General features: G+C 63.8%; 20 protein-coding genes and 3 riboswitches. Of the genes, 13 read left to right on the top strand and 7 right to left on the bottom strand.

The window, feature by feature from the left end; all coding sequences use genetic code 11:
- The first annotated feature begins 27 nt into the window (after positions 1 to 27).
- From purS to cls, 5 genes are all read left to right on the top strand, one after another.
- Positions 28 to 285, top strand: coding sequence for a phosphoribosylformylglycinamidine synthase subunit PurS (purS, locus tag EWV37_RS08135; RefSeq protein ID WP_016997403.1), 258 nt, complete (start codon positions 28 to 30; stop codon positions 283 to 285).
- 2 nt (positions 286 to 287) lie between these two features.
- Positions 288 to 1,079 (top strand): phosphoribosylformylglycinamidine synthase subunit PurQ, encoded by a 792-nt coding sequence (gene purQ / locus EWV37_RS08130; protein ID WP_129700933.1) that lies wholly within the window; start codon positions 288 to 290, stop codon positions 1,077 to 1,079.
- A gap of 149 nt (positions 1,080 to 1,228) precedes the next feature.
- Positions 1,229 to 3,526, top strand: a complete 2,298-nt coding sequence (gene purL / locus EWV37_RS08125) for a phosphoribosylformylglycinamidine synthase subunit PurL (RefSeq protein ID WP_095796229.1) — start codon at positions 1,229 to 1,231, stop codon at positions 3,524 to 3,526.
- Between the two features lie 17 nt (positions 3,527 to 3,543).
- Positions 3,544 to 4,068 carry a GNAT family N-acetyltransferase gene (locus EWV37_RS08120; RefSeq protein WP_095796228.1) on the top strand — a complete coding sequence of 175 codons (525 nt, stop codon included), beginning with the start codon at positions 3,544 to 3,546 and terminating at the stop codon, positions 4,066 to 4,068.
- A gap of 21 nt (positions 4,069 to 4,089) precedes the next feature.
- Entirely contained in the window at positions 4,090 to 5,580 is a 1,491-nt protein-coding gene (gene cls / locus EWV37_RS08115; RefSeq protein ID WP_129700931.1) for a cardiolipin synthase, read from the top strand.
- A gap of 72 nt (positions 5,581 to 5,652) precedes the next feature.
- Here the strand turns inward: cls and EWV37_RS08110 are convergent, their stop codons facing one another.
- Entirely contained in the window at positions 5,653 to 7,074 is a 1,422-nt protein-coding gene (locus EWV37_RS08110) for an LLM class flavin-dependent oxidoreductase (protein ID WP_129700929.1), read from the bottom strand.
- An 83-nt stretch (positions 7,075 to 7,157) separates the two neighbouring features.
- A riboswitch (SAM riboswitch) is annotated at positions 7,158 to 7,272 on the bottom strand.
- A gap of 90 nt (positions 7,273 to 7,362) precedes the next feature.
- Between EWV37_RS08110 and EWV37_RS08105 the strand changes: the two genes are divergently transcribed.
- Together EWV37_RS08105 and EWV37_RS08100 are read left to right on the top strand one after the other, a co-directional pair.
- Positions 7,363 to 7,782: a CoA-binding protein gene (locus tag EWV37_RS08105; protein ID WP_129700927.1), complete on the top strand. Its 420-nt coding sequence runs from the start codon at positions 7,363 to 7,365 to the stop codon at positions 7,780 to 7,782.
- A 376-nt stretch (positions 7,783 to 8,158) separates the two neighbouring features.
- A riboswitch (SAM riboswitch) is annotated at positions 8,159 to 8,253 on the top strand.
- On the top strand, positions 8,247 to 10,385 hold the full coding sequence (locus EWV37_RS08100; RefSeq protein ID WP_129700925.1) for an AMP-binding protein: 2,139 nt from the start codon (positions 8,247 to 8,249) through the stop codon (positions 10,383 to 10,385). Its footprint overlaps the riboswitch before it by 7 nt.
- Before the next feature lie 70 nt (positions 10,386 to 10,455).
- Here EWV37_RS08100 and EWV37_RS08095 read toward each other — a convergent pair whose 3' ends face one another.
- Entirely contained in the window at positions 10,456 to 11,013 is a 558-nt protein-coding gene (locus EWV37_RS08095) for a hypothetical protein (RefSeq protein ID WP_129700923.1), read from the bottom strand.
- 178 nt (positions 11,014 to 11,191) lie between these two features.
- On the opposite strand from EWV37_RS08095, the gene EWV37_RS08090 reads away from it, so the two are divergent.
- The 4 genes from EWV37_RS08090 (at position 11,192) to EWV37_RS08075 (ending at position 14,844) form a co-directional block, all read left to right on the top strand.
- Positions 11,192 to 11,995: a succinate dehydrogenase cytochrome b subunit gene (locus EWV37_RS08090; RefSeq protein ID WP_129700991.1), complete on the top strand. Its 804-nt coding sequence runs from the start codon at positions 11,192 to 11,194 to the stop codon at positions 11,993 to 11,995.
- Positions 11,995 to 12,690, top strand: a complete 696-nt coding sequence (locus EWV37_RS08085; protein WP_095796222.1) for a succinate dehydrogenase/fumarate reductase iron-sulfur subunit — start codon at positions 11,995 to 11,997, stop codon at positions 12,688 to 12,690. Before EWV37_RS08090 ends, EWV37_RS08085 begins: the two co-directional genes overlap by 1 nt.
- Before the next feature lie 112 nt (positions 12,691 to 12,802).
- Positions 12,803 to 12,900: riboswitch (SAM riboswitch) on the top strand.
- A gap of 61 nt (positions 12,901 to 12,961) precedes the next feature.
- Positions 12,962 to 14,356 (top strand): O-acetylhomoserine aminocarboxypropyltransferase/cysteine synthase family protein, encoded by a 1,395-nt coding sequence (locus EWV37_RS08080; protein ID WP_129700921.1) that lies wholly within the window; start codon positions 12,962 to 12,964, stop codon positions 14,354 to 14,356.
- Positions 14,353 to 14,844, top strand: a complete 492-nt coding sequence (locus tag EWV37_RS08075; RefSeq protein WP_095796220.1) for a CoA-binding protein — start codon at positions 14,353 to 14,355, stop codon at positions 14,842 to 14,844. The genes EWV37_RS08080 and EWV37_RS08075 overlap by 4 nt, the downstream gene beginning before the upstream one ends.
- 132 nt (positions 14,845 to 14,976) lie before the next feature.
- Here EWV37_RS08075 and EWV37_RS08070 read toward each other — a convergent pair whose 3' ends face one another.
- Positions 14,977 to 15,543, bottom strand: a complete 567-nt coding sequence (locus tag EWV37_RS08070) for a hypothetical protein (RefSeq protein WP_129700919.1) — start codon at positions 15,541 to 15,543, stop codon at positions 14,977 to 14,979.
- 144 nt (positions 15,544 to 15,687) lie between these two features.
- Between EWV37_RS08070 and EWV37_RS08065 the strand changes: the two genes are divergently transcribed.
- A complete protein-coding gene (locus EWV37_RS08065; protein ID WP_202976197.1) occupies positions 15,688 to 16,983 on the top strand; it encodes a YkvI family membrane protein in 1,296 nt (431 codons plus the stop codon).
- Between the two features lie 124 nt (positions 16,984 to 17,107).
- Here EWV37_RS08065 and EWV37_RS08060 read toward each other — a convergent pair whose 3' ends face one another.
- The 4 genes from EWV37_RS08060 to ilvD form a co-directional block, all read right to left on the bottom strand.
- Complete coding sequence (locus tag EWV37_RS08060) at positions 17,108 to 18,610, bottom strand: alanine/glycine:cation symporter family protein (protein WP_129700917.1); 1,503 nt, start codon at positions 18,608 to 18,610, stop codon at positions 17,108 to 17,110.
- Positions 18,611 to 18,748: 138 nt separating this feature from the next.
- Entirely contained in the window at positions 18,749 to 19,777 is a 1,029-nt protein-coding gene (locus EWV37_RS08055; protein WP_129700915.1) for an ornithine cyclodeaminase, read from the bottom strand.
- Between the two features lie 57 nt (positions 19,778 to 19,834).
- On the bottom strand, positions 19,835 to 21,460 hold the full coding sequence (locus EWV37_RS08050; RefSeq protein ID WP_095796217.1) for an amino acid permease: 1,626 nt from the start codon (positions 21,458 to 21,460) through the stop codon (positions 19,835 to 19,837).
- Positions 21,461 to 21,648: 188 nt separating this feature from the next.
- Positions 21,649 to 23,487, bottom strand: coding sequence for a dihydroxy-acid dehydratase (gene ilvD, locus EWV37_RS08045; protein ID WP_095796216.1), 1,839 nt, complete (start codon positions 23,485 to 23,487; stop codon positions 21,649 to 21,651).
- A gap of 253 nt (positions 23,488 to 23,740) precedes the next feature.
- Here ilvD and EWV37_RS08040 point away from each other — a divergent pair, with 253 nt between their 5' ends.
- Complete coding sequence (locus EWV37_RS08040) at positions 23,741 to 25,267, top strand: gluconokinase (protein WP_129700913.1); 1,527 nt, start codon at positions 23,741 to 23,743, stop codon at positions 25,265 to 25,267.
- Positions 25,268 to 25,391 lie beyond the last annotated feature (124 nt).

The following is a 25,391-nucleotide window of genomic DNA, read 5'->3' as shown; positions in this document are numbered from 1 at the left end:
GGATTAGCTCGAATCTCAGGAGTTGAAATGGCCCGTATCGTGGTTGATGTTATGCCCAAGCCGGAAATCCTTGACCCGCAGGGCAAGGCGATCGCCAACGAACTGCCCCGCATTGGGCTGGACGGATTCAGCGAGGTCCGCCAGGGCCGCCGCTTCGAACTCACCGTGGACGGTGAGGCAACGGACGAGGTACTCGCCCAGGCCCGCGAGGCCGCCGAGAAGCTGCTGTCCAACCCGGTCATCGAGGACGTCGTGAACGTGTCGGTGCTGGACCAGGAGAACTGATCGTGGCCCAGAATCTGACCGCCGACCAGACCCCCCTGATCGCGGATCTGTCCCAGCCGGCGCCGAACGCCGCGTTGAAGGACATCCGCGTGGGCGTGGTCACCTTCCCGGGCACCCTGGACGACCGCGACGCCATGCGCGCCGTGCAGATCGCCGGCGGCACCGCGGTTCCGCTCTGGTACGCGGACGAAGACCTGCAGAACGTGGACGCCGTGATCCTGCCGGGTGGCTTCTCCTACGGGGACTACTTGCGCGCCGGCGCCATCGCGCGCTTCGCGCCGCTCATGGACAAGATCATCGACGCCGCCAATTCCGACGCCGCTCTGCCCGTCCTCGGCATTTGCAACGGTTTCCAGGTACTCACCGAATCGCACCTGCTGCCCGGTTCCATGATCAAGAACGAGCAGTTGAAGTTCCTCTGCCGTGATCAGGCGCTGCGCATCGAGAACGCGGATACTGCCTGGACCGGCCGTTACGAGCAGGGCCAGACCATCGTGGTACCGCTCAAGAACCAGGACGGCCAGTACGTGGCCGATCAACGCACCCTGGACGAGCTCGAGGCCGAGAACCGCGTTGCTTTCCGCTACGTGGGCGGCAACCCCAACGGCTCACGCAACGACATTGCGGGAATCACCAACGCACGCGGCAACGTGGTGGGTCTCATGCCCCACCCGGAGCACGCCGTGGAACCCGGCTTCGGTGCGGACTTCTCCGGTTCCGGTGATGTGGACATGCGCCACGGCACCGACGGCCTGGACATCTTCGTGTCCGCTCTGGAGCGCCTGACCCGCTAGCGTCCGCCAACCGGGCGGCCCTTCTGTGGACCTCATGGTTCACTGACCCGCTGACCGGCTGGCCCCAACTTCATCAGACATTCTTCGTGTGAGCGCCGGGAACGCACCGTACGCGCCCACCACCACGGCAAGGGATTCTCGTAACCGACATGAGCGAAACTCACTTCAATCTGGACACTGTTGAGCACGCCGCCGCCACCCCGAACACCGAGCTGCCCTGGGCCGAGCTGGGGTTGACCGAATCCGAGTTCGATCGGGTCAAGGAGATCCTGGGCCGCCGCCCAACCGCCGCCGAATTGGCCATGTACTCGGTCATGTGGTCCGAGCACTGCTCGTACAAGTCCACCAAGGTGCACCTGCGCCAGTTCGGCGACAAGGTCACGGAAGAGATGCGCAAGGACCTCATGGTGGGCATCGGCGAGAACGCCGGCGTCACGGACATCGGTGACGGTTGGGCCGTGACCTTCAAGATCGAGTCCCACAACCACCCGTCCTTCGTGGAGCCGTACCAGGGTGCAGCGACCGGCGTGGGTGGCATTGTCCGCGACATCATTTCCATGGGTGCCCGCCCGGTGGCCGTGATGGATCCGCTGCGCTTTGGCGCCATCGACCACCCGGACACCCAGCGCGTGGTGCACGGCGTGGTGGCCGGTGTGGGCGGCTACGGCAACTCGCTGGGTCTGCCCAATATCGGCGGTGAGGTGGAGTTCGATCCCTGCTACCAGGGCAACCCGCTGGTCAATGCCCTGGCCGTGGGCGTCATGCGCCACGAGGACATCCGCCTGGCCAACGCCTCGGGTACGGGCAACAAGGTGGTGCTGTTCGGTGCACGCACGGGCGGCGACGGCATTGGTGGCGCCTCCGTGCTGGCTTCCGAGTCCTTCGACGATTCCAAGCCCTCCAAGCGCCCCGCTGTGCAGGTGGGGGACCCGTTCGCGGAGAAGGTCCTGATCGAGTGCTGCCTGGAGCTGTTCAAGAGCTCCCTGGTGGAGGGCATCCAGGACCTCGGTGCCGCGGGTATTTCCTGCGCGACCTCCGAGCTGGCCTCCAATGGTGACGGCGGCATGCGCGTGGACCTGACCAAGGTGTTGTTGCGCGACCCCACCCTGACGCCGGGCGAGATCCTGATGTCCGAATCGCAGGAACGCATGATGGCCGTGGTGACCCCGGAGAAGGTCGAGGTCTTCGAAGCGGTCATGGCCAAGTGGGACGTGGAGTACTCGTGGATCGGTGAGGTCACCGACACCGGCCGGTTGATCATCGACTACCAGGGCGAAGTGATCGTTGATGTGGATCCGCGCACCGTGGCCCACGACGGCCCGGTCTACGAACGTCCCTACGCTCGCCCTGACTCCCAGGACCAGCTGCAGGCCAACCACTTCACCGGCTCTCCCGAAGACGCCTCCCGCCCCTCCGGTGCGGAGCTGCGCCAGGCCGTGTTGGAACTGATGGCCTCACCCAACCTGTGCTCCAAGGACTGGGTCACCAGCCAGTACGACCGCTATGTACAGGGCAACACCGCCATGGCCATGCCCGATGACGCCGGCGTGATCCGCGTTGATCAGGAAACCGGCCTGGGCGTGGCCCTGTCCACCGACTGCAACGGCCGCTACACCCGCCTGGACCCGTACGCCGGTGCGCAGCTCGCGCTCGCCCAGGCCTACCGCAACGTGACCACCGCGGGAGCTCGCCCCGCGGCCGTCTCGGACTGCCTGAACTTCGGCTCCCCCGAGGACCCGGACATCATGTGGCAGTTCGCCGAAGCCGTGCGTGGCCTGTCCGACGGTTGCCAAGAACTGGGCGTGCCCGTCACGGGCGGTAACGTCTCGCTCTACAACCAGACCGGCGGCGTCGCCATTAATCCCACCCCGGTGGTCGCCTTGCTGGGCGTGCTCGACGACGTCGCTCGCCGCACCCCGTCCGGGTGGCGTGAGGACGGTCAGGCCATTTATCTGCTCGGTGAGACCGCTGACGAACTGGACGGTTCCGAGTGGGCCCGCGTGCGGGGTCACCTGGGCGGACAACCGCCCGCGGTTGATCTGAAGCAGGAGCGTATCCTGGGGGACATGCTCGTCAATATGTCGCGGGACGGCATGATTGACGCAGCACACGATGTTTCCGAGGGTGGCTTGGCCGCGACCCTGTCGGAGATGGCCCTGCGCTTTGGCGTGGGCGCACGGATCGGCCTGGGGGAAGTTGCCGATCGGGACGGCGTGGACACGTTCACGCTGCTGTTCTCCGAGTCCCAGGGGCGGACCGTAGTGGCCGTTCCGCGTTCGGAAGAGGTGCGCTTCAAGGACATGTGCACCGTGCGCAACTACCCGTTCGCGCGCATCGGCGTGGTGGACGCGGAGTCCGGAGCCCTGGACGTCCAGGGTGAGTTCTCCGTTGATCTGGAGGCCTTGCGAGAGGCCCACAGTGCCACCCTGCCCAAGTATTTCGGTTGATCATAAGGACAGACACCATGACTGAGGTTCTTGAAGAGCTCAGCCCGGAACGATCGATTCGTACCGAGCGTCTCTTGCTGCGTCCGTTCACCCAGGACGAGCTTGAGTCGATCGCAGAATCAACAGACTTGCCACAGTTCGCCCAGGGGTTTCCGACTCCCGAGGATCAGGACTGGGCTCAGACCGCGTTGGATGCCGGCAGCTATTTCTTCACCGAGACCATGTACTCGATGTTTGCCATGGTGGACGCGGCATCGGGTCAGATAATCGGCATGGCAGGTTTTGTGGGCCCGCCCATCGACAACGAACTCGAGGTCGTCGGGTCCGTTGTGCCGAACCGACAGAATCAGGGGTACGCGGGCGAGGTGCTCCCCTACTTGGTCGAGCTGGCCTTCCAGAATTCCCAGGTCAACGCGGTGAACGCTTCCGTGCCGTGGGGTAATCAGCCCGCATGTCGGCTGCTTCTCACGCACGGTTTTGAGGAGCGCCCGAGCGGCGGCTCCGAATCCACGTATGTGCATGTCCGCCCGGAGACGCATTGAAGCAACTGAGTTAGCCGGCTGATGTTCCCCTGGACCCCCTACGAACTGTTCTCCCCGGACACTGTCCCAGAGTGGATCCTGGTGATCCTGGGTGTCATCGACCTGCTGGTCCGAATCGTTGCGCTCGGCTGGATCCCGCATAACCGCAGGCCCTCCGTCGCCTTGGCGTGGCTGCTGGCCATCTTCCTCCTGCCCTACGCGGGGCTGTTGTTGTTCCTGGTCGTTGGTTCCTCCCGTCTACCGCGAAAGCGGATGGAGAAGCAGGCCAAGATGAACGACATCATTCGGGAGAACACCCCGGAGGACTTCGCCCTGGGCGAGGAGTTCCATCACCTGCCCGAGTGGGTCACCACGACCGCCAAGCTGAACTACCAGTTGGGCGCACTGCCCATGGTGGGCGGCAACGGCTTCGACATCCTCACGGACAACCATGACTCCATGGCGCAGATGGCCCGTGACGTGGACCGCGCCACGGATTATGTGCACTTCGAGTTCTACATCGTGGCCACGGATCGGGTGTCCCAGGTCTTGCTGGATTCGCTCGTTCGGGCCCACGAACGCGGTGTGAGGGTGCGCATCCTGATCGATCACGTGGGTTCGCTGGGCTACCCCGGCTACGCGGAACTGGTCCGCCGCTTCAACGCCTCCGGCATCCCCTGGCGACGCATGCTGCCGATCCGCCCGTGGCGAGGTGAGTGGCAGCGTCCGGACCTGCGCAACCACCGCAAGATCCTGGTGGTGGACGGTTCGATCGCCTACACGGGTTCGCAGAACATCATTCATCGCTCGTACAACAAGAAGAAGAACGTCCGCCGCGGCCTGGAGTGGAAGGATCTGATGATCCGCTGCTCCGGTCCCGTGGTTGCCGAGCTCAACGCGGTATTCGTTTCCGACTGGTATTCAGAGACCGACGACCTACTCCTGGACGAGGCCACCGAGGTCCTCACCGACGTCGAAGGCCCCGTGTATGCGCAAGTGGTCCCCTCGGGACCCGGGTTCGAGACCGAGAACAATCTGCGCCTGTTCAACCACCTCATCTACAACGCCAACCGGCGCGTGGTGATCTCCAGCCCGTACTTCGTCCCGGACGAGTCCCTGCTGCACGCACTCACCACCGAGGCGCAGTCCGGGGTGGACGTGGAAATTTTCGTGGGAGAGTCCTCGGATCACTTCCTGGCACAGAACGCCCAGAATTCCTACTATTCCGAACTCGCCGAAGCCGGGGTCAAGATTTACCGCTACAGCTCCCCCACGGTGCTGCACGCCAAGTTCGTGCTCGTGGACGACCTGATCAGCGTGATCGGTTCCTCCAACATGGACGAGCGCTCCTTCGCCCTGGACCTCGAGGTGTCCGTGATGATCGTGGACCAGGGTTTCCACGACCGCATGGAGGACGTCGTAGAAGAGTTCAAGGCCTCCTCCACGCTGCTCGACCTCGATCTCTGGAACAAGCGCCCCATGCGGCAGAAGTACGTCGAGAACGTCTGCCGCCTCACCTCGGCATTGCTTTAACGCCGACGACGCCGCTGCCGCAACCTTTTCGTGCGAAAGGTCGCGGCAGCGGCGTCGTCGGCAAACGGGCTGTTAGCCCACCAACTCGCGAGCGGCGGTGTCCGCCACGGACGGCTTGTCCGCGTACGCACCGCGGTACTGCGCGGCGGGGTGGGTGTCCATGACCTGGGGCTGGCCGGCGCCGTAGAGGGACTCGCGCAGGGTGGAGCCGTCGTACTCGGTGCGATAGCGGCCGCGCTTCTGCAGCTCGGGGACCACGTACTCCACGAAGTCTTCGAAGGAACCGGGGCTCACGTGGTAGGCCAGGTTGATACCGTCCAGGCCACCCTCGTCGACCCAGGTCTCGAGCTGATCGGCCACGGATTCCGGCGATCCCACGATCACGTCACCCATGCCGCCCAGGGCACAGTGCTTAGCGATCTCCTCGCGGGTCCACTTCTTGTCCTTGGACTGGAGGGTGAACGGGGTCAGGAAGGACTGGATGGAGTCGGTCTTGATGTAGTTCAGGGCCTCGTCCTCGTCGAACTGGCTCAGGTCCACACCGGACCAACCGCCGATGATCGCCTGGGATGCCTCCAGGTTCACGTAGGAGAGGTACTCCCGGTACTTCTCCTGGGCTTTCTCCTCGGTCTCGTCCACGACCACGGAGAGCATCGCGTAGATCTTGACGTCGTCGCGGTGGCGGCCCTGTTCCTCGGCCTGCTCGCGGATCTTGTCCGTGACGTAGCGGGTGAGGTCCGGACGCAAGCCGCCAATGAACACGGCCTCCGCGTGACGTCCGGCGAACGCCTGGCCGCGCGAGGACGCACCGGCTTGGAAGATCAGCGGGGTGCGCTGCGGGGACGGCTCGGTGAGCGCGGCACCCGGAACGGTGAAGTACTTGCCCGAGTGCTGAATCGGGTGGACCTTCTGGGTGTCAGCGTAGACGCCGGCTTCGCGGTCCTTGACCACGGCGCCGTCTTCCCAGGAACCCTCCCAGAGCTTGTAGCAGACGTCGAGGAATTCCTCGGCAATCTCGTAGCGGGTATCGTGCTCGATCTGGCGCGGCAGACCCTGGTTCTCCGCGGCGGAGGGCAGGTACGAGGTCACCACGTTGAAGCCCACGCGGCCCTTGGTCAGGTGATCGAGCGTCGCGTACTTGCGGGCCAGGGTGTAGGGCTGCTCGTAGGTCACCGCGCTGGTCACGCCGAAGCCCAGGTGCTCGGTCACGGCGGCCATGGCGGAGATCTGCATGAACGGATCGTTCACGGGAACCTGAGCGCCGTCCGACACGGAGGGTGCGGCAGAGTTCTTGTAGATGTCGTAGATGCCCACCACGTCCGCCAGGAACAGGGCGTCGAACTTGCCCTTCTCCAGCGTCTTGGCCAGGTTGGTCCAGTACTCGATGGTGTTGTACTCGGTGGCCTTGGACCGCGGATGACGCCACAGACCGAAACTCTGGTGGTCCACGCACGTCATGTCGAAGGCGTTCACGGAAATCCGCTTTTTGCTCATGTGTGCCCCTTTGGGTCGAACTCGACCCGCGCCCCGTGCACCACCTGCGGCGGCCTACTCTGCGGGTCCAGCGCGCTTGTGTGGCGCCGTACTTGCCACATGCGGTGTGCCATGCGGCCCGATCCTCACCTGGGGCACCCCGCTACGGGAGAGGGTTGCCGTCCGACAAGCCAGGGCTGTGCGTCGGAACTCATGATCGTTCTGCGCCCCACTGTACCGTTTCCGTGGCCCCTCCGGCGGCTCGTGAAACATAATGACCGAGCTGATTCACAGTGAGACGATGGTCATATGAGTGATCGCCACGTCAACGATCCGGACCTGATTCGCGAGCTACTCGCGACCCCGGGGCGGTGGGCCATTGTTGGGCTGTCCACCAACCGCACGCGACCCGCGTTTGCGGTGTCCCGCCGGATCCGTGACGAGTTCGGGCAGCAGATCATCCCGGTCAATCTGGCGGGCGAGGACGTACATGGCGAGACGGGCTATCGATCGCTCGAGGACATCCCGGGGCACGTGGACGTGGTCGACTGTTTCGTGAACTCCAGCCGCGTGGGTGAAGTGGTGGATCAGGCGATCGACATTGGTGCCGGAGCGGTGTGGATGCAGCTGGGTGTGACCGATCAGGCCGCTGCCGAACGGGCGAAGGCCGCCGGGGTGAAAGTGGTCATGAACACCTGCCCGCTGATCGAGGCCCCGCGGGTTCTGTAGGGCCCTCGGGTTCTGTAGGTGCGGTGGTTCTGTAAGCGCGGTGTTTCCGTAGGTGCGGTGGTTCCGTAGGCGCAGTGTTTCCGTAAGCGCGATGGTTCCGTAGTCGCACTGGTTCCGTAGTCGCACTGGTCCTGTAATCGAGAGCGCGGCCGGCATTCCCCACGGGCCGTCGACATTATGGGCAGAGGTTCACGCCCGGACCCCGGTGTTTAGTGCGACCCCCTGCCAAAAATGTCCATGGTCTCCTTTGACGTGCGAACCTCTGCCAGGAATGTTCATTGCCGCCTCTGACGTGCGAACCTCTGCCAAAAATGTTCAGGCACCGCTCGCGGACTCAATTTGCGAGCGCACCCCCCAGAGACGTTGAATGGAACGGTTCCCATCCGGAGCGGCCGAGAGACCTGGCTCGTTGACGTCGCAGCAACCGGTACCCGTGCGGTGCAAGGTGCTAATGCCAGGAGACGATGGAGTTGATCGAGATTACTTCCTTCTCAGACCCTTACTCGCCCACGCCCAATCCCGCGCTGATCTCGGATGAGGCGCGCGAGGAGTTCTGGGCCAAGCAGGCGACCCGTCTGGACTGGGCGGAGCCGTGGCACACGACTCACCGTTTCGACAAGCCACAGAAGATCGGCACGGACGATGACGGCAATGACATCCTCTCCGTGCCGGAGATCGCATGGTTCGAGGGCGGCAAGCTCAACGTCTCCTATAACTGCGTGGACCGCCATGTGGAGGCCGGCTGCGGCAACCACGTGGCCCTGTACTTCGAGGGTGAACCCGGGGATCGCCTGGTCTATACCTACGCCGATCTTCAACGTGAGGTTTCCAAGGCCGCCAACGCGCTGCTGAAACTCGGTGTGGAGAAGGGTGACCGCGTGGTCATCTACCTCCCGGTGATTCCGGAGACGGTCATCATCACGCTCGCGTGCGCGCGCATCGGCGCGATCCACTCCCTCGTGTTCGGAGGCTTCTCCGCCGAGGCCCTCAAGTTCCGCGTGGAGGACACCGGCGCCAAGGTGCTGGTGACCACAGACGGGCAGAACCGGCGCGGCGCCGTCGTCCCCGTGAAGACCAACGCGGACCAGGCGTGCAGCGGCAAGAATGACATCGAGCACGTGATCGTGGTGCGCCGCACCTCGCGACCCGGCCGCATGGATCTGCCGCGCGGAACCCGCGGGCTGCGTTCCAAGCAGGAGGACACCGTGCCGTGGACTCGCGGCCGCGATGTGTGGTGGCACGAACTGACCGCGGATGTCTCGGACGTGCACGTGCCAGAGGCCTTCGACGCGGAGACACCCCTGTTCATCATCTACACCTCCGGCACCACGGGTAAGCCCAAGGGCCTGGTGCACACGATGGGCGGGTACCTGGTGCAGACCGCGTACACGCACGCCCTGATGTTCGATCTACTCCCGGATGTGCCCGATGCCAACGGCGTGCTGCGGCCGGACGAGCTCTCCGCGGTGAACGACCCGGCCAAGGTGGATTCGACCGTTCACTGGTGCACCGCCGACCTCGCGTGGGTCACCGCGCACACCTATGAGATCTACGGCCCGCTGGCCAACGGCGTGTCCGAAGTGATCTACGAGGGCACGCCGAACACCCCGGATTATGGGCGTCATTTCGAGGTCATCGAACGCTACGGCGTGACCAATTACTACACCGCGCCCACGCTGATCCGCTCACTCATGGGCGCCTTCCCCAAGGGCTTGCCGCAGGTCTACAACCTCTCGTCCATCCGTCTGCTCGGGTCTGTGGGCGAGTCCATCAACCCCGAGGCGTGGCGTTGGCTGCGCGCGCAGGTCGGCCGCGACGAGGTCCCGTTCGTGGACACCTGGTGGCAGTCCGAGACGGGCTCGTGCGTGGCCTCGCCGCGTCCGCACGACCCGCAATTCGCACCGCCCGGCACGTTCGACGACGCCGCTCCGCACACCTCCCTGAAGCCCGGAAGTGCTACGCGCGCCGTCCCGGGTATCTCGGTGCGCGTGCTCGACGAGTCCGGTGAGGAAGTGGGTCCCAACCTGCAGGGCTTCGCCGTGGTCGACAAGATCGGCCCGTCCATGGCCCGCACGGTGTGGGGCGATCCGCAGCGCTACCTGTCCTCGTACTGGGCGGCCTACGGCGAACGCGGCTGGTTCCTCGCCGGGGACGGCGCTCGCACCGACGATGAAGGGGACCTGTACATCCTGGGCCGCGTGGACGATGTGATCAATGTGTCCGGGCACCGACTGTCGACCATTGAGATCGAGTCCGCCCTGGTGACCCATCCGCACGTGGTCGAGGCCGGCGCGACCCCCATCAAGGATCCCGTCACCGGACACGCCGTTCTGGCCTACGTGGTGCTCACGGCGGACGCGCAGTCTCTGTCCGCGGATGAGGTTCGAGAAGAACTCCGCGCCCATGTGGCGCAGGAAATCGGCCCGATCGCCAAACCCCGCGAGGTCATCGCCGTGCCGGATCTGCCCAAGACTCGTTCGGGTAAGATTACTCGTCGCCTCTTGACCCAGCTCTACGAGGGGCAGACCTTGGGCGACCGCTCCTCCTTGCAGAATGAGGAAGCGCTTGACGCGATCGCCGAGGTCCTGGCGACGCGCGAATAAACGTGGGCTGAGCAAGGAAAAGCGCTGAGCGGCGTCGTCGGGCCGGAGGGGTTGAACCGGCCCGACGATTTCAGCGGAGCAAGATCATCCTCCGGATGAACACGATCAGGACGATCCCCATGGCCGCGAGCGGTAACCACATCAGGTCCACGCTGAGGATCCCGAGCCAGCCGCCCACCATGATGGCCAAAATGGCCGCCATGCCGGCCACGATCCACACCAGCATCTGGACGGCGTTCTTGTACTGGCGCTGCACGTTCTCCCGGGTGAGGGTCACAGGGAAGTTGAAGATCCGCGGGTATCGCGTCAGCACTCCGCAACCGATCGTCAGCAGACTCAGCAGTACGAGGATGACGGCGGCTTCCTGGAGAGATCCTTCGCGGGTCACGTCGCCGGTGAAGTCGTAATGGAGGGCGAAGTCGCCCTGGGCTCCGAAGGACCGCAGGAAGAAGTACACCGGCAGCGCCACGGCCGCGATCATGCTGACCGCAAGGAGCACCTTGTGGAACGGATCCAGCGCAAAGTTCGGTTGAGGCCGCTCGCTGAAGGTCGTGAGGGGTTGATCGCCGCCGGGGTCCTGGGCATGGCCGCGAGTGCTTTGCCGCGGGTCGTCACCTGAATCAGTCATCCAGCGCTCCTAGTCATCACCTGGTTGCTCCTGATCTTCCAGGCTACGGCTAGGCAACGTTCGACAACTCCCCCGAGCGTTGGAAATCCGCCCCCGCACCAGGGGGATTGAGTTGTTCGTTACTTCCCGGGGCGCTCGTACTGATACTTGCGCGCAGAACTCTTAGGATGATTCAGTGATGAATCCCGCCGCTCAGCCCCCGACGGTTACCCCCGACTCCACTCCCAAGCCCAGCGCGTGGGAAGTGATGTTCAAGGACGCCACCAACGCCGAGCTCAAACTCGCGATGGCCGCCTCCGGAACCATCTTGAGCCTGTTCACCGCGGGGCACATGGCCGGGAACATGCAGGTCTACCTGGGCCGGAAGCACTTCAACGAGTACGCGGAATTCCTCCGCATGATCGGTGCACCGGTGCTGCCGCGCAATTCGGTGTTGTGGGTGGTTCGAGTGGGACTGCTCGCAAGCGCCACGAGCCACATCATGGCCGGCACCGAGCTCACACTGCGAGCCATGCGCGCCGAGCGCCACACGGTCCAGAGCACGGTTCAAGACCTCAAGCTCCAACTCACGGGCAAGCAGCGCAGGCGCCCTCGCGGCCGACGTCGCTCGGTCCCCCAGATCATTGCCCGCTCCATGCGCTCCACGGGCGTGGTGCTCGGCCTGTTTACGGCCTACCACGTGGCGGACCTGACGGTGGGGGCGCGTCCGGCGGCGTCAGTGAAGCATCGCCACGGGGACGCCTACGGCAATCTGGTGGCAAGCCTGTCCCGCCCGAGCGTCGCGTTCTTCTACACCGCATCCATGGCTGCCTTGGCGGGCCACATGATTCACGGCGTGCGCACGGCCGCCATGGACGCAGGCTTCACGACGACCGAACAGCGCGCCCAATTGATCGAGGCCATGGCCAAGCTGGTGGGTGCCACTGTGGCTCTCGGAAACGTCACCATCCCCGTGGCCGTACAGGCCAAGGTGGTGCGCTGATGCTGCTGACAGTGCACGTGTGGCGGCAGGCTTCCGCCGAGGATCAGGGCACGTTCGTGGCCGTGAGCCCGGTCGAGGCTCGCGAAGACATGAGCATTCTGGACCTACTCGACGCGGTCAACGAAACCCTCACTCGCCAGGGCGATGACCCCGTCAGCTTTGACGATGGCTGCCGGGAAGGCATCTGCGGCAAGTGCGGCGTGACCGTGGACGGCGTGCCCCACGGCCCGGACAAGAACCAGGCATCATGCACGCAGTCACTGCGGGCCTACCGCGATGGGGACGAGATCTTCATCGAACCCATGCGCGCGGGCTCGTTCCCGGTCAAGAAAGATCTGTCCGTGGACAAGAAGGCTCTGCGGCGGGTGGCCAAGGAGGCCAAGTTCCCGGTGGCACTCAAGGCCCTGGGCAACGCCGGCTGCATCAGCTGTGGCGCATGCGTGGCGGCTTGCCCCAACGGTTCCGGCCAGTTGTACGTGGGCACGCTGCTCAAGGAACTCCCGCCGCTCGCCAAGACTCCGGAGGAACGGAACGAACGCTCGAGCAAGGTGCTCGACGCCGCCGAGCACGAGTTCGGCCCCTGCTCCCTTTTGGGCGATTGCATGGAGGTCTGCCCCGCCGGCCTCCCCCTCGAGAACCTCACGGAAGTCGCTCGAGAAAATCTCCGCCGGATGAACCCGGGGAAGTACGCCTAATTCACCGCGGACGCGCGGGAGGTCCCGCGCGGCGGCGTCGACGGCCGTCTCGCACCGTGGTCACCGGCGGGCCCCGGTTTGTGAACGTCGACACCCACGCGACACAATGGACTCACCATCCCGAGCGGCCGAGAGACCTGGATCGACGACGCCGCAGCAACCCGCAGCGATCGGCCTACTGCACGGTGCTACCGCCAGGACCGATGGAGTGCTGCGCGGCCCCGGGCAGTGTTCGGACGGGAGCTGTACGCGGCCGACAAGGAGGAGCCCTATGGCCGAGCACCAGTTCGGTTTCCGCACCCGTGCACTGCACGCAGGCGGCACCCCGGACGCCGAGCACGGCGCCCGTTCCGTCCCGATCTACCAGACCAGTTCGTTCGTCTTCAAAGACGCCGACGACGCCGCTAACCTCTTCGCGCTGCAGAAGTACGGCAACATCTACTCGCGCATCGGCAACCCCACCGTGGCTGCGCTGGAGGAACGGATTGCGTCCCTCGAGGGCGGTATCGGCGCGGTAGCAACGGCCTCCGGTATGGCTGCCGAGTTCATCACCTTTGCCGCGCTGTGCGGACAGGGCGATCACGTGGTGGCTTCCTCCCAGCTCTACGGCGGAACGGTCACGCAGTTGGACGTGACCCTGCGGCGCTTCGGTGTGGAGACCACCTTTGTTCCCGGCACCGATCCAGCCGACTACAAGGCGGCCATCACCGAGAACACCAAGGCCGTTTACACCGAGCTCGTGGCCAACCCGTCCGGTGAGATCGCCGATTTGGAAGGCTTGGCGGAGGTCGCCCACGAGGCAGGCCTGCCGCTGATCGTGGATGCCACACTCAACACCCCGTACCTGTGCCGTCCGTTCGAGCACGGCGCGGACATCGTGATCCACTCGATCACCAAATTCCTGGGCGGCCACGGCAACACCCTGGGCGGTGTGGTGGTCGAGTCCGGTCGTTTCAACTGGGGCAACGGCAAGTTCCCGGCCATGACCGAACCGGTCCCCTCGTACAACAACGTGACGTGGTGGGGGAACTTCGGTGAGTACGGCTTCCTGACCAAGCTGCGTTCCGAGCAGCTGCGCGACATCGGTCCATCGCTGACCCCGCAGGCCGCGTGGAACCTGCTGCAGGGAGTGGAAACCCTCCCCCAGCGCATGGACGCCCACGTCGCAAATGCCCAAGAGGTCGTGCAGTGGCTGGCCACCGATCCGCGCATCGGCTACGTGAACTACGCGGGTCTCGAAGATCACCCGCACCACGAACGCGCCCAGAAGTACTTGCCCCAGGGCATCGGTTCCGTGTTCGCCTTCGGTGTAGCCGGCACCGATCAGCTCAGCGGCCGCGAAGTGGGCGGCCGGTTCATCGAGAACCTGCAGCTGGCCTCGCACCTGGCCAACATTGGTGACGCCCGCACCCTGGTGCTGCACCCGGCGTCCACCACCCACCAGCAGCTCACCTCCGAGCAGCTGGAATCCGGCGGCGTGAGGGAAGACCTGATTCGCATTTCCGTGGGTCTCGAGGACCCCGCGGACATCCTGTGGGATCTGGACCAGGCACTGACCGCCGCGACCGGGATCAACCGCGAGGGCGACGTCGTCGAAACCGTGACGCCCGCAGCGGCCACCGCCGAACCCACGTCCGAAAAAGCTACCGAAGGAGTCCACGCATGAGCACCGAACGCACCTGGGTGGGCCCCAGCGCCCCCGAGCGACTGAACATCCTGCGCAACACCGAGTCGATCGCGATCGTGGGCATGTCCAATAAGCCCGCGCGGGCCAGCTACTTCGTGGCCACGTATCTACTGTCTTCGTCCCCGTACCGCGTGTACTTCGTGAACCCCGTGTTGGACGAGGTGCTGGGCCAGAAGGTCTACCCCTCGCTCGCGGACCTGCCCGAGGTCCCGGACATGGTGGACGCGTTCCGCAAGGACTCCGATCTGCCCGGCGTGGCCCAGGAGGCCGTGGACCTCGGCGCCAAGACCGTGTGGATGCAGCTGGGCTCGTGGAGCGAGGAAGCCGCGGCGATCGCCGAGAACGCCGGGCTCAACGCCGTGATGGATCGCTGCGTGAAGATCGAACACGCCCGCTTCCACGGCGGCCTGCACCTGGCCGGCTTCAACACCGGGGTGATTTCCGCCAAGCGTCAGGTGGTTGCCTGACGGTCATTGGGTGACCAACCAATTGATCCCGCCTCACTGCGTAGTAACCACGGTTACTTTGCAGTGAGGCGGGATCACATGGTTCTGGGGCCTGCTGTTCTCCGGCCCAGCTGCAAACTGCCGACGTCGCTCTCAGCCCAACCGCAACACCACGGCCGCGCGTTCCCAGCCCTGGGACTCGCGGGCGGGAACTTCGTCCTCGGGGACCACGGTGTACAAACGCTCGGCATCAGCAAGAAAGGCCTCGTTGGCCATGGACGAGACCAACGGGTCCAGCACCTCGGCAGGATCGCGTTCGGTGGAGGCGTCAGTGAGCAGCGGGCCCATGTAGGCAACCTCGTCCTGCACGGACAGCGTGGAGTGCGCTACCGGCTTGCCCCATTCGTCCACTTCGAACCGCGTGACGTCCCCCATGGGTGCATCGAACATCCCGGACTCACCCGGGAAACTCAGTCCACGGTCCAGCTCCTGAACCGCACCCGTCAGCAAGATGCCCTGCGAGAGCACCTCCTTCTCCTGAGCATTCACGGCGCCGCGGGCCATCACGACCTGATCCTCGGGACAGACCAACACGAGCCCGTCCTTTGAAGGGACTGAACCGTCCCAGGCCACCACGTTCTGCGGCGGTGCTTCGGTTCCGCGCACCGCATCCCAACCGGCCACCCAGTCCTTGAGGTCGTCTTCCCATTGCTGCGCCATGCGATTCTCCTTTCTCGGCAAGCTATTGCCCCGAGTATCTCACTCGCCCTATCACACCAGGTGGCGTTTGTCATGCAGTCCTCTATCCTGGGAAGGTTCGCTGATTTTCGCCATTTGTTCCCTAAATTCGAGGAGTTGTCACCCGTGAATGCCAGAAAAACATTACAAGTCACTCTGGCCTTTGTCGGGCTCCTGGTGGGGGCTGGCTTCGCGACCGGTCAAGAAGTTGTCCAGTACTTCATCTCATTCGGCACGTGGGGTATTGCCGGTGCCGTGGTCTCCGGCATTCTCATGATTGCCGCGGGTGCTGTGATCATCCAGATCGGCAGTTACTTCTTGGCAGAGGAGCACCGCGGCGTCTTCCGCTCCGTGGCACACCCCGTGGTCTCCAGATTCTTGGACATCAGCGTGACCCTGACCTTGTTCGCCATGGGATTCGTGATGCTCGCCGGCGCCGGCTCCACCTTGGAGCAGCAGTTCGGCCTTCCCGCTTGGATCGGTTCGGCCATCATGGTGGGCATCGTGATGCTCACCGGCCTGCTCAACGTCAACAAGGTCACCAACATCATTTCCGCAGTCACACCCCTGATCTTCGTGGCCGTGATCGTGGCGTTCATCTACACCATGCTGCAGCTGCCTGTGGACCTCGGTGCCATGAGTGATCTGGCCGTGCAGGCCGATTCCCCCGTGTCTCCGTGGTGGCTGTCCGCGATCAACTACACCTGTATGGCCCTGATGCTGGGTGTCTCCATGAGCCTGATGATCGGCGGCAACACCCCCAACCCCCGCGTGGCCGGTTGGGGCGGTGTCCTGGGTGGCGTGGTGTACACGATCTTGCTGGTCATGAACGCCGTGGCATTGCTGGTCAATTACGAGTCCGTGGAAGGCTCTGACATCCCCATGCTCATGCTCTTCGAGACCATGCACCCCACGGCTGCACTGGGCATGGTGATCGTGACGTTCGTGATGATCTACAACACCTGCATCAGCATGTTTTACGCGCTGGGCCGCCGCATCACCGTCAACCACCGCAACCGTTACGTCCCGGTGTTCCTGGGCACCTGCGTTGTCGGATACTTCATCAGCCTCATCGGGTTCGGCACACTCATGAGCTACGTGTATCCCGCCATCGGTTACGTGGGCATGGTCATGGTTGTTGTCATGCTGGTCTGGTGGTTCCGCAGTCGCCCGAAGATCTCGAGCGAGGAAAGCCGCCGCGACCGCATGCGCGCGCTACTGACCCTGAAGGAGTCCGAGGACAAGGACTTCCCCGAAGGCCACGAGAAGCGCCTCCAAGACGCCGCGGACCAATCGACCGCGGACGGTGACGCCATTACCGGCGCCATCGACGCAGAGGTCGTTCGCAGTCTCGGCAAGAAGAACGGCAAGGACCGCGGTGCCGACAAGCGCGAGACTTCCGACTCGAAGGACCCTCGCTGACCCCGGTTCATCAGTCGTAGCGAAAGGCCCCTCACCACGCGTGGTGAGGGGCCTTTCGTCTGGTGCGCGGGCGGCGTCGTCGTCCTGGTCGCGAACGATTCATGACGACGACGCCGCGGCGGGACTAGCCGCGCTTGGCCTCTTTCTTTTCGGCCTTCTCCTCCGCTTGAACGATCCAGTGCTCGCGGGTGGTCACGAAGTCCGTGCCGTCCCACGCGCCCAGGCCGGACAGACCGGGGATGTCACCGGAGTGGAAGACGGGTTCCACACCGGCCTTGCGCTGGTCCATGTAGTTGCGCAGGACCTTGGCTGCGACCCCGGCCAACCCGACCAGGGCGATCAGGTTGATGGTGGCCATGAACGCCATGAACAGGTCCGCGAGCGACCATACGAGATCCAGAGCGGCAATGGCACCCAGGAAGACGCACGCCAGCACCAGGAAGCGGTAACCCGTCATGACCGCGCGAGAACCGGTCATGAAGCGAATGTTGGACTCGCCGTAGTAGTAGTTGCCGATCACCGACGACCACGCGAAGAGGAAGATCGCGACGGTCAGGAAGTGAATGGCCCAGTCGCCCAGCTGTGCGCCCAGCGCGGTCTGAGTGAGCGAGGCACCTTGGCGCTCATCGCCGAACGTCGGGTTGGAGAGCAGGATGATGAACGCGGTGACGGAGCAGACGATCATGGTGTCGAAGTAGACGCCCAGGGACTGCACGAAACCCTGCTTGGCCGGGTGGGACACGGAAGCGGTGGCGCCGGCGTTGGGCGCTGAACCCATACCCGCCTCGTTGGAGAACAGGCCGCGCTTCATGCCCTGGATGATCACACCGATCAAGCTGCCGGTCACGAATTCGCGGATTCCGAAGGCACCCTCGACGATCATGAGGAACATGGCGGGAACCTCGGTGATGTTGAGCGCCACGACCAGCAGACCCAGGATCAGGTACAGGATGGCCATCACGGGAACCACGATCTGTGTCACGTTGGAGATCGAGCGAATACCGCCGAAGATCACGGCCGCGGTAATGGCAACCAGGGCAAGACCGATGACGATGCGGATCCACAGGTTCTGGCTGTCGGCCATGTCCAGGTTGAAGGAACCACTGACGGCGTCCACGATCGAGTTGGACTGCACCGAGTTGAACACGAAACCGTAGGTGATGGTGATGGTGACCGCGAAGATCAACCCCATCCAGCGCTTCTTGAGGCCCCGCTCCATGTAGTACGCCGGGCCACCCACGTAACCGTCCCGCGACTTGATCTTGTAAAGCTGGCCCAGCAGGGACTCGGTAAAGGCACTCGCCGCGCCAATGGCCGCGATGGTCCACATCCAGAAAACGGCACCCGGGCCGCCCAGGCTGATGGCGATGGCAACACCGGCGATGTTGCCGGTGCCGACGCGGGCCGCCGCGGACACGGTGAACGCGCGGAAGGACGAGATACCTTTCTTGCCGTCCTCGGCGTCACCGGGAGGGTCGGTAAGAACGCGGAACATCTCGGGGAGTCCGCGCAGCTGGATCACGCCCGTACGAACGGTCAGATAGAGCCCCACGCCGATCAGGATCGCGAAGACGACGTACCAAACGTACTCGCCCACCGTTCCCACAAGTTCTGTTAATGCATCCATGAAAATCCCCGGACTTCTCCCTCGGAACGATCCCGTTCACTCGCAGTTGTGGAGTGAACGGGACCGGGTACCTAGTGTGTGCTGTTGCACTGATCTAGGTCACAGTAGCGGAAACTGCAGCCGGGGTGTGAGCGAGGCTCAGCCCACGGGCTTGAGCGAGTTCACCAGCGAGAAGAGATCCTTGGGGTCCTCCGGCTCCGCCACCAGGTCGATGTAGCTCTGCAGTTCCGTACCGTTCGTCGAATCGCGCAGGCAACGCAGGGCGGAGAAGTCCGCGATGGCGAAGCCCACGGAGTCGAAGATGGTGATTTCTTCTTCCGAGGTGCGCCCGGGAGCCTGATCGGTGAGGACCTTCCAGAACTCCACGACCGGGAAGTCCTCTTCGACCTGCTGGATCTCGCCCTCGATGCGGGTCTGCTCGGGGAACTCCACGAATACGGTGGAGCGATAGAGGATCGCCGCCTCCAGCTCGGTCTTACCCGGGCAGTCACCGCCCACGGCGTTGATGTGCACGCCGGGCTTGACGTGGCTGTCCACCAGGATGGTGTTCTGCGCCTTGTCCGCGGTGCAGGTGGTGATGATATCTGCGTTGGCCACGGCCTCATCGGTGGAGGTCATGGCGTTGATGCGGAAGCCCAGGGGTTCCAGGTTGCGCTTGAGCTTGTCCATCGCGGCGGGGTCCACGTCGTAGACGTCCAGGTCCTCGATACCCATCGCGGCACGGAAGGCCAGTGCCTGGAACTCGGCCTGGGAGCCGGCACCGATCATGGCCATGCGCTTGGAGTCCTGGCGCGCCAGGCGCTTGCCCACCATTGCCGACGTCGCTGCGGTGCGTAGCGCGGTCAGCAGGGTCATCTCGGCCAGGAACGTGGGGTAGCCGTTGTCCACGTTGGCGAGCACGCCGAACGCGGTCACGGTCTGGTAGCCGCGGGCGGGGTTGAACGGATGGCCGTTCACGTACTTGAAGGAATACTCCTCGCCATCCGAGGTGGGCATCAACTCGATCACCCCGAACGGCGTGTGGCTGGCCACGCGCGGGATCTTGTCGAACTTCTCCCAGCGGGCGAAATCTCTCTCCAGGTACTTGACCATGTTGCGCATGATCCCCTCGACGCCTTCGCGCTGGATCCATCGGGCCATATTGGGTACGTCGACGAACTGTGTCATGGTCTCGTTCTCCTTAGAGGGATGATCCCCGTCAGTGGTGTGCTTTTCGGTGCTGATCTAGTCGGAGTTGGTGGTGTCGGTGGTGGCTGCGTCCGTGTGCGGCTTGGGAACTTGATGCAGTGAAGCCGTGGAAGTGGTGGAGCCGGATCCGGTGGACCGCTCGCGGCCGACTCGGAAGGCGCTCACCACCGGACGCTCCGCCAGAACGGGGAACGCCCCCGTGTAGCCCTCTCGTTCGGCAGCGATCGCACGGACTCGACCGCGCACCACGAACCAACCGATCATCAGGATGGGGATCAACACGAGTGAGGATCCCAGGGTCAAGGTGCCCACCGGGTAGTCCACGGCCATGAGCACAATCACACCCGCAAGGAACGCAATGGTCAACCAGTTGGTGAAAGGAGCCAGTGGTGCGCGATAAGAGGGTCTGTTGTAGAACCCCTGCCTGGCCATGGACACGTACTTCATGTGCGACATGGTGATAGCCGCCCAACCGGCCATGGTTCCCAGTGCGGCCAGGTTCAACACGATCTCGAACGCCTGCTCGGGAACCACGAAGTTCAGGCCCACACCCAGCACAGCGACACCGGCCGTCATCAAAATGCCGCCGAACGGCACACCGGAGTTGGTGAGTTTTCCGGCGAACTTGGGGGCCGATCCCGCTTGCGCCATGGAGTGCATGATGCGTCCAGTGGAATACAGGCCCGCGTTCAACGAAGACAGCGCCGCGGTAATCACCACGAGCTGCATGATCGGACCGGCCGCATCCACGCCGATGGACGAGAAGAATGTCACGAACGGGCTCTCGGTGGCGCTGTAGGCGGTGTAGGGAAGGAGCAGGCACAACAGCAGCACGGAACCGACGTAGAAGACGGCAATACGCAAGATCACGGTGTTGATCGCCCGCGGGATGACCTTCTCCGCGTTGCGGGTCTCACCGGAAGTGGTTCCCACCAACTCGATACCGGCGTAGGCGAACACCACGCCCTGCACCACGATCAACGCCGGAAGAATACCGGCCGGCAACAGGCCACCGTTGTCCTGGATCAGGGAGAAACCGACCTCGGAACCGGTGGGTGTTCCGAACATGACGAAGAAGATTCCAACTATCAGGAAGATCACGAGCGCCAGGACTTTGATAAGCGAGAACCAGAACTCCAGTTCACCGAACACCTTGACGGAGACCATGTTCATGGCAACCACCAGGACCACTACGACCAGCGCCAAGATCCACTGCGGGATACCCGCCACGGTCTCGCTGTACTGCCCGAACCACTTGATGTAGATGGCAATGGCCGTGGCATCCGCGACCGCGGTCATGGCCCAGTTCAACCAGTAGAGCCAACCGGAGACGTACGCCGCTTTCTCACCGTAGAACTCGCGTGAATACGACACGAAGGACCCGGAGGACGGCCGGTGCACCACGAGCTCACCGAGCGACCGAAGAATCAGGTAGCCGAAAAAACCACAGATCGCGTACAGAATGAACAGCGACGGACCCGCCTGCTCCAACCGGCCACCGGCACCCAGGAACAAACCCGTTCCGATCGCACTACCGATCGCGATCATCTGAAGCTGTCGCGCACCCAGTCCCTTGTGGAAACCAACGGTTTCATCGTTGAACCGCTCTTTAAGGATCTGACGCTCTTCGGTCGTCCCGATGTGTGGGCCCTGCTGTGCCATCCAAAAGTCCTTTCGCATGAGGCCCGTACATCTTCGCGTGCCTGAGAGCTGAGCTTAGGACCAGGGTTGTTACCTGTGACACGCGCGCCACCCGAAAGGGCAAATATGACAAGAAGATGACCCCGTTAATAAACGGGGTCATCTTCTTCATTTCACTAGCGGCTTCGCTACAAATGAATAACTTTCATTTAGTCCTCGACAACGCGCACTGCGCCCTTATCGGCAGAGGTCACCATGGAGGCGTAAGCCCGCAACGCCTTTGACACCTTGCGCTCTCGCGGTTTGGTGGGCTTCCAGGGTGCGGAACCCTTGGCTTCGCGACGACGCGCAAGCTCGGCGTCGTCGACGTTGACCCGAAGCACGCGGTTCTCCACGTCGATCTCGATCTCATCGCCGTGCTCGATCAGCCCCACGGCACCGCCAGCTGCGGCCTCCGGGGAGATGTGGCCGATCGACAGGCCTGAGGTACCGCCGGAGAAGCGACCGTCCGTGATCAGGGCGCACTTCTTACCCAGGCCCAAGCCCTTGAGGTAGCTGGTCGGGTACAGCATTTCCTGCATGCCCGGTCCGCCCTTGGGGCCCTCGTAGGCAATCACCACGATGTCCCCTTCCTTGACGTTCTTGGAGAGGATCTCGTGCACGGCCTCGTCCTGGGACTCGACCACGTAGGCATTGCCCTTGAAGTGGAACAGCTCGGGGTCGATGCCGGCCGTCTTGATCACGGCGCCGTCCTCAGCGATGTTGCCGAACAGCACGCACAGGCCACCCTCGATCGTGTACGCGTTCTCGATGTCGCGGATGCAACCCTCGGCGGCGTCCAGATCGTGGTCCTCGTACTCGTTGGCCTGCGAGAACGCCTGGGTGGTGCGAACACCGCCGGGTGCGGCCAGGAAGAACTCCTTAGCTTCATTCGAAGCCTTGCCGGAACGAATGTCCCACTCGTCCAGCCACTCGCCCATGGTCTGGGCGTGCACGGTGTGGACGTCCTCATCCAGCAGGCCGCCGCGGCGCAGCTCACCCAGGATGGCGGGGATACCACCGGCGCGGTGTACATGCTCGATGTGGAATTTAGTGGAGTTCGGCGCCACCTTGGCCAGACACGGAACCTTGCGGGACAGTGCGTCGATGTCCGAGAGGTTGAAGTCCACCTCGGCCTCCTGGGCCGCAGCCAGGATGTGCAGCACGGTGTTGGTCGAACCGCCCATGGCCACGTCCAAGGCCATGGCGTTGCTGAACGCGGCCTTGGTGGCGATGTTGCGGGGCAGCACGGACTCGTCGTCCTGCTCGTAGTAGCGCTTGGCGGACTCGACCACGCGGCGGCCGGCCTCGAGGAACAGGCGCTTACGGTTCACGTGGGTCGCCAGCGTGGTGCCGTTACCGGGCAGGGACAGCCCCAGCGCCTCGGTCAGGCAGTTCATGGAGTTGGCGGTGAACATGCCGGAGCACGAACCACAGGTGGGGCAGGCATTCTCCTCGATCTGGGCCAACTGAGCGTCCGTGATGGATTCATCCACGGCCAGGGCCATGGCGTCCACCAGGTCCACGCGGTGCTCCACCACGCCCTCGACACCTTCACCGGATTCCATGGGTCCACCGGAGACGAACACCACGGGGATGTTCAGACGCAGGGCAGCCATGAGCATGCCCGGAGTGATCTTGTCGCAGTTGGAGATGCACACCAGTGCGTCCGCGCAGTGGGCGTTGACCATGTACTCCACGGAGTCCGCGATGATGTCACGGGAGGGCAGGGAATAGAGCATGCCGTCGTGGCCCATGGCGATGCCATCATCCACGGCGATCGTGTTGAATTCCTTGGCCACACCGCCAGCCTCGTGTACGGCGGAGGCCACGAGCTCGCCCATGTTCTTCAGGTGCACGTGTCCGGGGACGAACTGGGTGAAGGAGTTGGCGATCGCGATGATCGGCTTACCGAAGTCCTCGCTTCCCATGCCGGTGGCACGCCACAGGGCGCGCGCTCCCGCCATGTTCCGGCCGGTGGTTGACGTGGCTGATCGCAGCTGCGGCACAGTGACTCCTTCCCAAGGTGTGGTTCGGGCTCTCACGCGGCTCGAAGTTGCCGCGACCCGAAAGATTTGTTCGTTCAAGGATACGCGCGGCCCCTGACGCTATCCACATGTCGGTCATGCATCTCAAAATTTGGGACGCCGACGCCGCTCTCTCCCGTTTCCTGCCTCCCTCACGCGAGTTGCTCCCGCCCCACGCTCGGCCCCGCTCCATAGACTGAAGGTGTCGATCCACCGCAATGGAGCAGGAGGAATCATGGCCAAACACAAGGACACACCGCGACCGGATGACGGGGTGGAGTTCGCTGTCGAACTCAAGAAAGCAGTGGACCCGTTGGTCATGGCCCTTGACGTTGGCTCCACGGCAAGCCGCGGCTCTCTCCACGATGCCACCGGGACCCCGGTCCGTGGCTACCGGCACAAGGTTCCGCATTCCTTCACCACTAACTCCGACGGCACATCGGTGATCGATCCCGATCAGGTGGTCGAAGAGCTGACCGAGATTCTGGACCTCGTGTGTGACCGGCCCGAGCTGGCCGGGCGAGTGCGCGGCGTCGGCCTCGATACTTTCGCGTCATCTCTCGTGGGCGTGAACGAAGACGGGGACGCTATTACCCTGTGTTTCACGTATGCGGATTCCCGCTGCGCACCGCAGCTCGCGCAGCTCCGGAAAGAACTGGACGAGCGCGAAGTCCAGGACATCGTGGGCGCCCGACTGCACACGAGCTATCTGGCGCCGAGGTTCCGCTGGCTCGCAGAGACGCAGCCAGAGATCATGGAGGAAGCCGCTCGATGGATGTCCATCGGGGAATATGTCTGGCTGAAACTGTTGGGCACTACGGCAGCGGGCACCGCAACCGCCGCGTGGACCGGGCTGCTCAACCGGCGCTCCGGCAACTGGGATCAGTGCATGCTCAAGGCCGCGGGAATCACCGAGGACGTGTTGTCCCCGATCCTCGACCCCGATCAGCCGCTACCGGACGTGGACCCCGAACGCACCGAACGCTGGGAGGCTCTCTCCGACGCCCAGTGGTACGCACCTGTTGCCGATGGGTTGTGTGCCAACGTCGGCGTGGGCGGCGACAATCAGCAGACCATGGTTGTCTCGGCTGCCACTTCCGGAGCCATGCGAGTGCTCCTGCATCACCGGCCGAACGATATTCCGCCCGGGCTGTGGTGTTACCGGATCGACTCTTCTCGATGCCTGTTGGGTGGTGCCCTCAATGATGTCGGTAGGGCCATCAGCTGGCTTGAGACCACGCTCAATCTGGACGGCGTTGACCTGGACGAGATTGCGGCGGAAGCAGTGTCCCCTTCGACCCCGGGGGTGCTGCCCTTCCTGACCGGCGAACGTTCCACTGGTTGGGCCGGCAGTGCGCGCACCGCGTTCGTCGATGTCTCCGCGTCCACCCATGCCACGGGAATGGCGCGCGGCATGTTGGAGGGCATCGCGGCGTCGTATCGACGAGTTGCCGATGAAATGGAAGAGGCTGCCAAGGACGTCGAGAAGATCGTGGCCGCGGGAAGCGTGACGCAGGGTCTACCGTCGTGGCTGCAGATTCTTGGCGATTACCTGGGCAAACCTGTCATCCATCAGGTGATGAAGCGCTCCACCGCCCGCGGCACGGCGCTGTTAATGCTCGAGTCACTGGCACCGGATGTGGAACCGGCGAATCACGAACCCGCTGGCACGTACTCCCCGCAATATGAGACTCGTGAGTACTACGACGGTGTCCACGAGCGGTTCGAGCGCGTGTACGACGCGTTGGTGGCGGGGTCCTGATCCGGCGGAGCGCTAACCGCGGAGCATGCTCCGCGCAGCTGCACTATCCAGCAACCTGCGCGAGTCTGAGGTGAGGCAACGGCACCGACGAAGTCTCAAGTGAGGGAAGTGTCGATTTCCTGCT

It is taken from the genome of Kocuria carniphila, assembly GCF_004136555.1.
Lineage (GTDB): Bacteria > Actinomycetota > Actinomycetes > Actinomycetales > Micrococcaceae > Kocuria > Kocuria carniphila.
Note: the sequence above shows the minus strand (reverse complement) of the source record. Positions and strands in the feature narration are given on the sequence as shown.